Source organism: Streptomyces sp. B5E4, assembly GCF_039871555.1.
Lineage (GTDB): Bacteria > Actinomycetota > Actinomycetes > Streptomycetales > Streptomycetaceae > Streptomyces.
On record NZ_JBDPMI010000003.1, the window covers coordinates 1 to 12,610 of the forward strand.

Genomic DNA, 12,610 nt, shown 5'->3' on the forward strand with positions numbered 1-12,610 from the left:
GTCATACGACCCCCTCCGAAGCCCCGAACCCGTCCCGGACCACGCACCTGCGCGCCCACGCCCCGGCAGTCGCCCCCCGTCCGGCATGCCTCGCCCCCCGCGGGCCGTTCCCCGGGCCTCGGCTCGCCGCGCCGGACGGCCGCTTGCCGCCGCGCGGCGGGCGGTTGAGGCCCCGCCTCGACGGGGCGCGGAACCTGCGGGCCGCGCGGTGCGGCCCGGTGTCTCCTCTCCGCTTCGCTCCCGGCCCTGGCCGCCGGGCATACGGCGCTCCGCACCCCTTCGCCGGCCCGCCGCGCCGAACCTGCTCCCGATCTCGCGTCAGCGCCACGTGCCTGCTCCCTTCGCCGCCGCGATCGGCGCCCCCGCCCCCGCCACGGCCGCGGCGGCGCCCGTCAGCGGGACCGCCGCGCCGGCCGACCACGTGGTCAGCGGGCGGAAGCCCGCGTGGCCGAACTCGCCGAAGACCGTGACCGGGCCGCCCCCCGACACCGCGAGAAGCTGCCAGACGCTCGGACCGCGCCCCGCGGCCGGGTGGAACGGCAGCGCGCGGTCGCCCGTGCGCTCGGCCAACTGCCAGCCCTCGTCCCCCTCTGCCGGCACCGGGACCACGTCCGTCAGGACCGCAGGTATCCCCTCCAGCCAGGGGTCCGCCACCAGTGCCGCCCCGTACGCCGCGGCCACCTCCGCGATCCCGGCCCCCGGCGGCACGGCCCGCTCCTCCCGGCCGCCCCCCGCCGGGGCCCGCGGGCCCGCGTGAACCGTGCCCAGCGCCGCGCGCAGCGGATACGCGCCCGGGTAATAGGCCAGCTCCGCGTCCAGCACCAGTCCCGTCGGCAGCGACTGCTCCGGCGCCCGGCCCGCCGCCCCGTACGCGAGCAGCAGCGCCATCCGCTCCGTACCCACGCCCCACAGCCAGATGCGGCGCGTGACCAACTTGCCGTCGTCGGCGTCCTCCTGGGCCAGCACCAGCCAGTCGTCCCGCAGCGTGCCGCCGCGCAGCAGCCCCGCGGCGTCGACCGTCAGGCCCACCCGTGCCCGCACCGTCGCCGCCAGCGGCTCGGGCAACTCGTCCAGCCGCAGGAAGCCCTGGTCCAGCAGATGCAGCAAGCTGCACTCGGCGAGCAGCCGCGCCGGCCACCCGGGTCCCGAAGCCGGCAGCGTCCCCAACTCGCGCACCCGCGCCGCGAGACCGGGCGCCTGCGCGTCGACCATGCGCGCCGCGGTCTCCTCCCACACGGCACCCCGCGGCGCCGTCGCCAGCCCGTCGCGCAGCAGGTCCGCAAGCCGCTGCTCCAACTCCGCGGCCCCCGCCGCGATCCGCTGCCGCCGCTGCTCCGCCCGCCGCCGGGCCTCGGCCGCCGCCGCCGGATCCGGGGCCCGCTCCGCCGCGGGCCCGGCGGCGGCCTCACGCTCCGCCTTCTCCCGGCGGCTCGCCAGCCACTCGGCCGCCCACTGGGGGACCGAGGTGTCCGCCGGGGTCTCGGGCACCTCGCCCTGCGCCCAGCGCAACAGCAGCCCCAGCGCGTGCTTGCACGGGAACTTCCGGCTCGGGCAACTGCACTTGTACGCCGGGCCCTGCAGATCCACCGCCGTCTGATACGGCCTGCTCCCGCTTCCGCGGCACAGCCCCCACACCGCCTCGCCCGCGGCCCCGGACTCCGCCCACGGCCCGGCCGCGGCGAGCTTGCTTCCCGCCGTACGTGACGAGGTGTCAGGGGCCAGCCCCCACACCTGATCCACGCTCCACCGTTCGTTCAGCCCCTCCATGCCCACGACGCTACGACCCCCCACTGACAACGGCCCTGACCTGCGCTGTCCACAGGCGTGGGAGCGGTGTCAGTGCCGTGCGGCAAGGTGGTTTCCGCAGTCACCGCGGCGGTAGCGGCGGCGGCTGCGACCGAGTCGGCGAGGAGGGGACACGATGACGACCACCACAGGGGCGGGCGCGGCCATCGGGGGCAGCGGCGAGGCGGGCCGGTCCGCGGAGTCCGCGGGCACCGCAGGGTCCGCGGACGCGGACCACGCGCTGCGGCCGCACGCCGAACACGCCTTCGCGCATGAGCTGGCGGCCCTCGCCGCCGCGGACGACCGGCCCCGGCCGCCGCGCTGGCGGCTGTCGCCGTGGGCGGTGTCCACGTATCTCCTGGGCGGCACGCTCCCGGACGGCACGGCCGTCACGCCCAAGTACGTCGGCCCGCGCCGGATCGTGGAGGTGGCGGTCGCCACGCTGGCGACGGACCGGGCGCTGCTGCTCCTCGGCGTGCCCGGCACGGCGAAGACCTGGGTCTCGGAGCACCTGGCCGCCGCGGTCAGCGGCGATTCCACGCTGCTCGTGCAGGGGACGGCGGGCACGCCGGAGGAGGCCATCCGCTACGGGTGGAACTACGCGCAGTTGCTGGCCGCCGGCCCCAGCCGGGAGGCGCTGGTGCCCAGCCCGGTGATGCGGGCGATGGCGGAGGGCATGACGGCGCGGGTCGAGGAGCTGACCCGTATCCCGGCCGACGTGCAGGACTCGCTCATCACGATCCTGTCGGAGAAGACCCTGCCGATCGCGGAGCTGGGCGAAGAGGTCCAGGCGGTCCGGGGGTTCAACGTCATCGCGACGGCCAACGACCGCGACCGCGGGATCAACGAACTGTCGAGTGCCCTGCGCCGCCGCTTCAACACGGTGGTGCTCCCGCTCCCGGCGTCCCCCGAGGACGAGGTCGGCATCGTCACGCAGCGCGTCGCCCAGATCGGCGTCTCCCTCCAGCTCCCGCCGGTCCCCGAGGCGGTCGACGAGATCCGCCGGGTCGTCACGGTCTTCCGCGAACTGCGTGACGGGCAGACGGCCGACGGCCGGACGAAGGTGAAGTCCCCGTCCGGGACGCTGTCGACGGCGGAGGCGATATCGGTGGTCACCGGCGGCCTCGCGCTGGCGGCGCACTTCGGCGACGGGGTGCTCCGCGCGAGCGACGTGGCGGCGGGCATCCAGAGCGCGGTGGTCCGCGATCCGGCGGCGGACAGTGTGGTGTGGCAGGAGTACCTGGAAACGGTGGTCCGCGAGCGCGAGGGCTGGAAGGACTTCTACCGCGCCTGCCGCGAGCTCACGGCGTGATCCCACCGGAGTGCGGGACGTAGAAGAAACAAGGCGTGAGTGAGGGGGTGAGGGTGGCGGAAGAGGCGTACGTGGACGAGGAGTTCGCCGACGCGAAGCAGGACGACGCGGGAGACGTGGCCGGGGAGGCCGCGGGGCGCCTGACCGGGAGGAGCGCGGAATCCGTGGCCGGGAGAGTCACCGGGGGCGTAGCCGGGAGGGGGGCGGAGCGCTTGGGTGGGGGAGTCGCCGTCGTGGAGGGGGAGCGGTCCGTGGGCGGTGTGGAGGAGGGGCGCCGGCGGGGTACCGCGGCCGTCGAGCCGTTGCTGCTCGGCGTACGGCACCACGGGCCCGGCTCCGCGCGCGGGGTCGCCGCGGCGCTGGACGCGTACCGGCCGCGGGTCGTGCTCGTCGAGGGGCCGCCGGAGGCGGACGCGATCGTCGAGCTGGCCGCCGACGAGGACATGCGCCCGCCCGTCGCGCTGCTGGCGCACGCCGTGGACGAGCCGGCGCGGGCGGGGTTCTGGCCGCTGGCGCACTTCTCGCCGGAGTGGGTCGCGATCCGCTGGGCGCTGCGCCACGGCGTCCCGGTCCGCTTCATCGACCTCCCCGCCACCCACACCCTCGCGATGGCCGGTGCCGACCGACTGGCCCCGGGTGGGCCGGGGCCGGGCGACGAGCATGAGGCGGGGCGGCCCGGCGGCACGGACGGATCCGGAGGCGAGGAAGGGGAGGGGGCGGCGCTCGATCCCGAGGCGCTGCGCATCGACCCGCTGGCGGTCCTCGCGGAGGCCGCGGGCTACGACGACCCGGAGAGGTGGTGGGAGGACGCGATCGAGCACCGCATGCCGCACCGCGCCGAGCCCGCCGCTGCGTCGGACGCCGACGGCACCGCCGCCCTCGCGGACCCCCGCGGCCCGGACGCCTCTCCCGGCGACGCTGATGTCGCCGCGACGTTCGTGGCGTTGGCCGAGGCGATGGGCGCGCTGCGCGAGCGGTACGGGGACGGGGGGCACGACCGGGATCTGGTGCGCGAAGCGCACATGCGGCTGCGGCTGCGGGAGGCGCGGCGCGAGTTCGACGGGCGGGTCGCCGTCGTCTGCGGCGCGTGGCACGTGCCCGCGCTGCGGGCCCGTACCACCGTCACCGCCGACCGCCGGCTGCTCAAGGGCCTGCCGAAGGTCAAGACCGAGGTGGCCTGGGTGCCGTGGACCCACCGCCGGCTGGCGCGGCAGAGCGGCTACGGTGCGGGTATCGACTCCCCGGGCTGGTACGCCCATCTTTTCGAGGTCCCGGACCGGCCCATCGAGCGCTGGCTGATCAAGGTCGCCGGCCTGCTGCGCGCCGAGGGCCGGACCGTCTCGTCGGCACACGTCATCGAGGCCGTCCGGCTCGCCACCGCGCTGGCCACGATGCGGGGCCGGCCGCTCGCCGGGCTGGCCGAGACGCTGGATGCCGTACGGGCCGTGATGTGCGACGGCTCCGAGGTGCCGCTGGCGCTCGTCGCCGACCGGCTCGTCGTGGGCGACGCGCTCGGCGAGGTGCCGGAGTCGGCGCCCGCCGTGCCTCTGCAGCGGGATCTGGCCCGTACGCAGCGGGCGTTGCGGCTCAAGCCGACGGCCGAGGAGCGCGAGCTGCAGCTCGACCTGCGCAAGGAGACCGACGCGGGGCGCAGCCGCCTGCTGCACCGGCTGCGGCTGCTCGGCATCGACTGGGGCGTGCCCGCGGCCTCCCGGGCGAGCACCGGCACGTTCCGCGAGACGTGGAGCCTGCGGTGGGAGCCGGATCTGTCCGTACGCGTCGTGGAGGCGGCGCTCTGGGGCACGACGGTGGTCGCGGCGGCCACCGCGAAGGCCGAGTACGAGGCGGCGCAGGCCGGTTCGCTGGCCCAGGTGACGGCGCTGGCCGAGCAGTGCCTGCTCGCCGAGCTGACCGACGCCCTGCCGGTCGCCATGCAGGCACTCGCCGACCGCGCCGCGCTCGACACGGACGTCGGCCACCTGGCCGCGGCGCTCCCCGCGCTGGCCCGCTCCGTCCGCTACGGCGACGTCCGGGGCACGGAGACCGCGGCGCTCGCGGAGGTCGCCACGGGCCTGGCCGACCGCATCTTCGTCGGCCTCCCGGCCGCGTGCGCGGGGCTCGACACGGACGGGGCACAGGAGATGCGCACGCACGTCGACGCGGTACACGCGGCGGTGGCGTTGCTGGACGCGAGCCCGGGATCCGGGGGCGCCGGTTCGGAGGCGGACGCCTCCGGCGGTGCGGTGAACGCGGAGTCCGGAACAGCCGCCCCCGGCGATGACGGAATGACGGCAGGCGGCCGGCCCGCGGCAGCCGGTCCCGTCGCCGGTGGCGGTGCGGCGGCGGAGGAGGCGGTGCCCGCCGCGGCGGGTTCGCTGCGAACGCGGTGGGCCGGAGCGTTGCGGGTACTGGCGGGCCGGGATGCCGTGCCCGGGCTCATCCGCGGCCGGGCCGTGCGGCTGCTCCTGGACGCGGGCCGGATGCCGGCCGCCGAGGCGGAGCGGGTCATGGGCCTCGCCCTGTCCCACGCCGTGCCGCCCGCGGACGCCGCCGCATGGGTCGAGGGCTTCCTCGGCGGCGACGGCGGCATGCTCCTCGTCCACGACGAGCGGCTGCTCGCCCTGGTCGACGGCTGGCTGACCGGGCTGTCCGGCGACGCCTTCACGGACGTGCTGCCGCTGCTGCGGCGGACGTTCGCCGAGTACGAGCCGGGGGCCCGGCGCGCCATCGGCGAGTTGGTACGCCGCGGCGCCTCCACCGCGGGCCCGGCCGAGCCGGAGGGCCTGCCCGGCTTCGCCGACGAGATCGACACGGCCCGCGCCGCCGCCGTCCTGCCCACGCTCCGCGCACTGCTCGGCACCGAGGAGGAACGACCGTGACCCGGCACCAAGCCTCCCACGACCCCCAAGAGGAGCCCTCGATGTCCGCTCCCCGGCCCTCCGCGCATCGCACCGCCCCGCCCCCGCAGGCCACCGGCGCCGTCGGGTCCGGGTCCCCCTTCACCGATCCCGTGCCCTCGACTCCTGTGTCCCCGACTCCCGTGTTCCCGGCGCCCTCTGCGTCCGTGCCTCCCCATCCCCCCGCCCCCGTGTATCCCGCCTCGTCCGCCGTCCGCTCCGCGGACGCGACCCCGCCCGCCCAAGGCGACCCCGGCCCCACGACCCCGGCCCCCGCCCCCGCTGCCGCCTCCGTCCCCGGTCCGCCCGCCCCCGCCGCCCCCGGAGGGGAGCGGTTGCGGCGGTGGCGGCTGGTGCTGGGGGGCGAAGGCGGCGGGGACGGGACCGGGGCGGCGCTGGCCGGGGACGACGCCGGGATGGATCAGGTCCTGGCCGCTCTCTACGGGGGCGCCGACCAACCCGGAAACAGCGGTCGGCGGCGGGCCGGGCTCGGCGGGTCCGCGCCGCAGGTGGCCCGGTGGCTCGGGGATGTGCGGGAGTACTTTCCGACGCCCGTCGTCCAGGTCATGCAGCGCGACGCCATCGACCGTCTCGGCATCGCCTCGCTCCTCCTGGAGCCCGAGATGCTCGCCGCCGTCGAGCCCGACGTGCATCTCGTCGGCACGCTGCTCTCCCTCGCCAAGGCCATGCCCGACGAGGCCCGCGAGACCGCCCGTACCGTCGTCCGGCAGGTCACCGACGACCTGGAGCGCAAACTCGCCGCCCGCACCCGCGCCACCCTCACCGGCGCCCTCGACCGGGCCGCCCGCGTGCAGCGGCCCCGGCACCGCGACATCGACTGGGACCGCACCATCCGCGCCAACCTCAAGCACTACGTCCCCGAGCACCGCACCGTCGTCCCCGAGCGCCTCGTCGGCTACGCGCGCGCCGCGCGCTCCGTCCGCAAGGAAGTCGTCCTCGCCATCGACCAGTCCGGCTCCATGGCCGCCTCCGTCGTCTACGCCTCCGTCTTCGGCGCCGTCCTCGCCTCGATGCGCTCCCTCGCCACCCGCCTCGTCGCCTTCGACACCGCCGTCGTCGACCTCACCGACCAGCTCAGCGACCCCGTGGACGTGCTCTTCGGCACCCAACTCGGCGGCGGTACGGACATCAACAGGGCGCTCGCGTACTGCCAGCAGCGCATCACCCGCCCCGCCGACACCGTGGTCGTGCTCATCAGCGACCTGTACGAGGGCGGCATACGCCAGGAGATGCTGAAGCGGGTCGCCGCCATGAAGGCGTCGGGCGTGCAGTTCGTCGCGCTGCTCGCGCTCTCCGACGAGGGAGCGCCCGCGTACGACCGTGATCACGCGGCCGCGCTCGCCGCCCTCGGCGCACCCGCGTTCGCCTGTACGCCCGAGCTGTTCCCCGAGGTGATGGCGGCGGCGCTGGAGGGCCGCCCGCTGCCCGTCCCCGCGGCGACGTAGAGAGGCGACGCAGCGAGACCTGGAGAGCAGTCCCCCGGGCGCATCCGTACCCGCTCACACGGGAACCGCACTTGTGACCGTTCTCACCGCGCCGGTGTGACCCCGAATTTAGGCCGGGCAGTCAGGCAGGGCTAACCTGCAAGACGACCCTGCCATTACAACGCGACACGACTGAATCACAAAGGGACGGACGCGCGTGGATCTGTTCGAGTACCAGGCGAGGGATCTCTTCGCCAAGCATGGTGTACCGGTGCTGGCCGGCGAAGTCATCGACACGCCCGAAGCGGCGCGCCAGGTGACCGTGGAGCTCGGCGGTCGCGCCGTCGTCAAGGCCCAGGTCAAGACCGGCGGCCGGGGCAAGGCGGGCGGTGTCAAGCTCGCGTCCGACCCTGACGACGCCGTGGTGAAGGCCGGCCAGATTCTGGGCATGGACATCAAGGGCCACACGGTCCACAAGGTGATGCTCGCCCAGACCGCGGACATCGCCGACGAGTACTACGTGTCGTATCTCCTCGACCGCGCCAACCGCACCTTCCTGGCCATGGCCTCCGTCGAGGGCGGCATGGACATCGAGGAGGTCGCGGCCACCAAGCCGGAGGCGCTGGCCAAGATCCCCGTCGACGCCAACGACGGTGTGACCGAGGCCAAGGCCCGCGAGATCGTCGACGCCGCGCGCTTCCCCGCCGAGATCGCCGACCAGGTCGTCGAGGTCCTGCAGACGCTGTGGACCGTCTTCGTCAAGGAGGATGCCCTCCTGGTCGAGGTCAACCCGCTGGTCAAGACCGCCGACGGCACGGTCCTGGCGCTGGACGGCAAGGTGTCGCTGGACGCGAACGCCGAGTTCCGCCAGCCCGACCACGTCGCTTTCGAGGACAAGGCCGCCGCCAACCCGCTGGAGGCCGCCGCCAAGGCCAAGGGCCTCAACTACGTGAAGCTCGAAGGCCAGGTCGGCATCATCGGCAACGGCGCGGGTCTGGTCATGTCCACCCTCGACGTCGTCGCGTACGCGGGCGAGAAGCACAGCGGCGTCAAGCCCGCCAACTTCCTCGACATCGGCGGCGGCGCCTCCGCCGATGTGATGGCCAACGGCCTGGAGATCATCCTCGGCGACCCGGACGTCCGCTCCGTCTTCGTCAACGTATTCGGCGGCATCACCGCGTGCGACGCGGTCGCCAACGGCATCGTGCAGGCCCTCGAACTGCTCAAGAGCAAGGGCGAGGACGTCACCAAGCCGCTGGTCGTGCGGCTCGACGGCAACAACGCCGAGCTGGGTCGCAAGATCCTCAGCGACGCCAACCACCCGCTCGTCGAGCAGGTGGACACGATGGACGGCGCCGCCGACCGCGCCGCCGAGCTGGCCGCCAAGTAAGGACAGAGGGCAGAAGAAAACCATGGCTATCTTCCTCACCAAGGACTCCAAGGTCATCGTCCAGGGCATGACCGGCTCGGAGGGCCAGAAGCACACGCGGCGGATGCTGGCGTCCGGCGCCAACGTCGTCGGCGGGGTCAACCCCCGCAAGGCGGGCCAGAAGGTCGACTTCGACGGCACGGAGATCCCGGTCTTCGGGTCGGTCAAGGAGGCCATCGACACCACCGGCGCGGACGTCACCGTCATCTTCGTGCCGGAGAAGTTCACCAAGTCCGCCGTGATCGAGGCCATCGACGCCGAGATCCCGCTCGCGGTGGTCATCACCGAGGGCATCGCGGTCCACGACACCGCCGCCTTCTGGGCGTACGCGGGCGCCAAGGGCAACAAGACGCGCATCATCGGCCCCAACTGCCCCGGCCTGATCACCCCCGGCCAGTCCAACGCCGGCATCATCCCCGCGGACATCACCAAGCCCGGCCGGATCGGCCTGGTGTCGAAGTCCGGCACGCTGACGTACCAGATGATGTACGAGCTGCGCGACATCGGCTTCTCCACCTGCGTCGGCATCGGCGGCGACCCGGTGATCGGCACCACCCACATCGACGCGCTCGAAGCCTTCGAGGCCGACCCCGACACCGACCTGATCGTGATGATCGGCGAGATCGGCGGCGACGCCGAGGAGCGGGCCGCGGACTACATCGAGGCCCACGTGACCAAGCCGGTCGTCGGCTACGTCGCCGGCTTCACCGCCCCCGAGGGCAAGACCATGGGCCACGCCGGCGCCATCGTCTCCGGCTCCTCGGGCACCGCCCAGGCGAAGAAGGAAGCCCTGGAGGCCGCGGGCGTGAAGGTCGGCAAGACGCCGTCGGAGACGGCGCGGCTGGCCCGCGAGGTGCTGGCGGGCTGACGCGGATCACCGCGCGGGGCCCGGCAGCGGGCTCCGTGACGGAACGGGAGCGGACCCGCCCCGAGGGGCGGGTCCGCTCCCGCATGCCGGGGCGGGCGCGCGTCAACCCGGCCCCCCGCGGACGGGTCCCACGGACGGATGGTCCCGGCCGCCGGCGGGTGCGTCGGCTGGACCCGGGGCGTGGGGCACGCCGGGCGGGCGGTCGCCGGGCACGCCGGCGGGGCTCGGGGTGAGGGACCCCGGTGCGGCCGGGCCGCCCTGTCCCGGCGCGGGCGGCCAGACGGACCGGCCGGTCAGCCACGCGGGCGGCGCCGGTGACGTGGCTCTGTTGCGGGCCTGGACCTCGCCCACGACGGAGACGACCGCCGCGACCAGGAAGATGGCGGCGGCCAGCAGGGCGTAGCGGCGCAACTGCCGGTCCGTACGGCTCTCGCTGCGGTGGCGTGCCGCGCCCGGGGGCAGGGTGCGTATCGGCTGCGCGGCGGCGAACCGCCGCAGCCGGGCGCTCAGCTCCTCCGCCCGCTTGCGCTCCGGCAGCGCCCCCAGCTCCGGCACGGCCTCGGCCAGCGCCTCGTGTGCGTGGGTGACCCGCCCCGCGGCGGCCAGGGTGCTGGCCTCCAGCTCGGCGGCGGCCTCGGGCAGGTCGAGCCCGACGACGTCGTAGACGACGACGGCACTGCGGTACGACTGCGGCAGCGCCCGCAGCGCCGCGAAGACCCGCCGGTCCGCCTCCTCCCCGCACACCTCGTCGTCGGCCGGTTCCTCCCCGCGCCGCGCCCGGCGCCGCCACCGGGCGCGCAGCCACTCCCAGGGCTCCTGCACGTACGCGAACGCCGCCGCCCGCACCCAGCCCGGCGGATCCCGGTCGGAGGCCACCTCCGGCCACCGCTCCCACGCCAGGTGGAAGGCGTGCTCGACGGCCTCGCGGGTCAGGGCGTGGTCGCCGGTGAGCAGGTACGTGTGCCGGGTGACGTCGGTGGCACAGCGCTGGTAGAGCGCGTCGTACGCGGCCTCCGCGGCGGCTGCGGTGGCCTCGGCGGCCGCCGCGTAGTCCCGCGCGGCGGCGGCCCGCCGGCCGGCGCGGTACGCCCTGTTCCCGTACGCTCCGACCCGGTGCGCCCGGCCCGCCGCGGCCCGGTTCCGGGGCGTCCCGCCGGCCGGCCCCAGCCCGTAGGCTCCGGTCCCGGCATCCGTCCCCGTCCCGGCCCTGCGCACGACCGGGATCTCCTCGGTGTCGTCCAGCTCGGGCGACCACCCCCGCCCGCGCCGCCGCCGGCGTCTCTCCCGTGGCCCGAGCGGCACGGAAGGCCCAGGTGGCGGCGATATGTCAGGGTCCATATCACCATCGTGGCCAACACGACGGACAAACGCCCGTTACCAGGGCGAAACGGGTGTATTTGGCAGCATGGCGGCCGTGAGCCAATTGACCGACCTCGCCCCGTCGTTCTCGCCCCGGCCCCGGTCGCAGCGCGCCCGCAGCGCCGCCGTCGTCGCCGCGCTGGCGAGCGGGTTCCTCGCCGCCGGCCTCGGCCTCGGCCTCCTCGCCGTGCTCGTGCTGCTGCTGTGGATCACGTCCCCGTACCCCGACAGCGGCCCGGGCGGCGCCCTGCACCTCGTCGCCGACCTGTGGCTTCTCGCCCACGGGGCCGATCTCGTACGCACCGGGACACGCACCGGCGCACCCGCCCCCCTCGGCCTCACCCCGCTGCTGCTCACGGCGCTGCCCGTCTTCCTGCTGCACCGCGGCGCGCGCGACGCGCTCACCCCGCAGGACGGCAGGCCGCCGCTCACGCCGCTGGCCACCGGTGCGTGGGTGGCCTGCGCCTATCTCGCCGTCGCCGCCGGGGTCACCGGCTACGCGCTGGCCGGGCCGCTGCGGCCCGCGCCGCTCAGCGCCGCGGTCGTGGTGCCGCTGACCGTGGCGGCGGCCACCGCCGCCGGGGTGTGGTCCGCGGCCGGGACGCCCGCCGTGCTGCTGCCCCGGCGCTGGCACCCGGGCGCGGCCGACGCCCGGGCCGGGGCGGCGCCGCGCGCGGAGGCCGCCGCGCGGGCCGGCGCGGCGGGGGTCGTCGCGCTGCTCGGCGGCGGCGCGCTGCTGTGCGCGGTCGCCCTGGTCGCGCACGCGGCCGTCGCGCAGCAGAGCTTCCTCTCCCTGTCCACGACGGTCTCCGGCCGGTTCGGCGTCTTCCTGCTCGCGGTCGCGCTGCTGCCGAACGCCGCGATGTGGGCGGCGGTGTACGGGCTCGGGCCGGGGTTCGCCGTCGGGCCGGGGAGCACGGTGACGCCGCTGGGCGCCGCCGACCACCCCGTGCAGCCCGTCTTCCCGCTGCTCGCCGCGGTACCGGGCGAGGACCCGGGCGGAGGGCTGACCTGGGCCGCCGCGGCGGTTCCCGTGGTGGCGGGAATCGTCGTCGGGTGCTTCGCGGGACGCGCCGCGGCGCCGGTGGCGAGGGAGCGGGAGCGGAGTTGGCGGTGGTGGCCGACGGCGGGGGTGACGGCGCTGGCGGCGTTCGGCTGCGGCGCGGGCACGGCGGCGGTGGCGTGGCTCGCCGGCGGACCGCTCGGCACAAAGACGCTGGCGGCCTTCGGACCGGTGTGGTGGCAGGCCGGTGGTGCGGCGGTGGCGTGGACGGCGGTAGTGGGGGTGCCCGTGGCGCTCACGGTACGGGCCGTCCGGCTGCGCGGCGCGCCGCCGCTGCCGGTGTCCACGTCGGTGGCGGCGCCCGGCGGGCGTATGCGGGCGCGGCGGTGGACGTGGGGGCGGCAGGGCTGGCCGGTGTGGGAGCCGCGTTCGCGGCTGGCGGAGGAGTGGGAGGAGGAGCCGGGCGGCGACTGACGCCGTCCGCGAGGGAAGGGCGCCGTACGCACCGTGCC

At 75.8% G+C, this 12,610-nt stretch carries 8 protein-coding genes; 6 read left to right on the plus strand and 2 right to left on the minus strand.

The genetic code is table 11. The annotated features are described in order from the left end of the window. Positions 1–318 precede the first annotated feature (318 nt). The gene (locus tag ABGA99_RS05100) at positions 319–1,767 is read right to left on the minus strand and encodes an SWIM zinc finger family protein (RefSeq protein ID WP_347582226.1); all 1,449 of its coding nucleotides are present in this window, start codon (positions 1,765–1,767) and stop codon (positions 319–321) included. A 154-nt stretch (positions 1,768–1,921) separates the two neighbouring features. Here ABGA99_RS05100 and ABGA99_RS05105 point away from each other — a divergent pair, with 154 nt between their 5' ends. The 5 genes from ABGA99_RS05105 (at position 1,922) to sucD (ending at position 9,736) form a co-directional block, all read left to right on the plus strand. Then, a complete protein-coding gene (locus ABGA99_RS05105) occupies positions 1,922–3,097 on the plus strand; it encodes an AAA family ATPase (RefSeq protein WP_347581087.1) in 1,176 nt (391 codons plus the stop codon). A 260-nt stretch (positions 3,098–3,357) separates the two neighbouring features. Beyond that, positions 3,358–5,976 carry a DUF5682 family protein gene (locus ABGA99_RS05110; RefSeq protein ID WP_347582337.1) on the plus strand — a complete coding sequence of 873 codons (2,619 nt, stop codon included), beginning with the start codon at positions 3,358–3,360 and terminating at the stop codon, positions 5,974–5,976. Between the two features lie 353 nt (positions 5,977–6,329). Further along, positions 6,330–7,460, plus strand: a complete 1,131-nt coding sequence (locus ABGA99_RS05115; protein WP_347582338.1) for a VWA domain-containing protein — start codon at positions 6,330–6,332, stop codon at positions 7,458–7,460. 196 nt (positions 7,461–7,656) lie between these two features. Then, the gene (gene sucC, locus ABGA99_RS05120; protein WP_347582227.1) at positions 7,657–8,829 is read left to right on the plus strand and encodes an ADP-forming succinate--CoA ligase subunit beta; all 1,173 of its coding nucleotides are present in this window, start codon (positions 7,657–7,659) and stop codon (positions 8,827–8,829) included. Positions 8,830–8,851: 22 nt separating this feature from the next. Continuing rightward, positions 8,852–9,736 (plus strand): succinate--CoA ligase subunit alpha, encoded by an 885-nt coding sequence (sucD, locus tag ABGA99_RS05125; protein ID WP_347581090.1) that lies wholly within the window; start codon positions 8,852–8,854, stop codon positions 9,734–9,736. Between the two features lie 102 nt (positions 9,737–9,838). Here the strand turns inward: sucD and ABGA99_RS05130 are convergent, their stop codons facing one another. After that, complete coding sequence (locus tag ABGA99_RS05130; RefSeq protein ID WP_347582228.1) at positions 9,839–11,074, minus strand: hypothetical protein; 1,236 nt, start codon at positions 11,072–11,074, stop codon at positions 9,839–9,841. A 76-nt stretch (positions 11,075–11,150) separates the two neighbouring features. On the opposite strand from ABGA99_RS05130, the gene ABGA99_RS05135 reads away from it, so the two are divergent. Then, on the plus strand, positions 11,151–12,572 hold the full coding sequence (locus ABGA99_RS05135) for a DUF6350 family protein (RefSeq protein ID WP_347582229.1): 1,422 nt from the start codon (positions 11,151–11,153) through the stop codon (positions 12,570–12,572). Positions 12,573–12,610: the final 38 nt, after the last annotated feature.

Coding starts and splice junctions, on each gene's coding strand:
- ABGA99_RS05100 (WP_347582226.1), bottom strand. CDS start 1,767: ATGGAGGGGCTGAACGAACGGTGGAGCGTGGATCAGGTGTGGGGGCTG.
- ABGA99_RS05105 (WP_347581087.1), top strand. CDS start 1,922: ATGACGACCACCACAGGGGCGGGCGCGGCCATCGGGGGCAGCGGCGAG.
- sucD (WP_347581090.1), top strand. CDS start 8,852: ATGGCTATCTTCCTCACCAAGGACTCCAAGGTCATCGTCCAGGGCATG.
- ABGA99_RS05130 (WP_347582228.1), bottom strand. CDS start 11,074: ATGGACCCTGACATATCGCCGCCACCTGGGCCTTCCGTGCCGCTCGGG.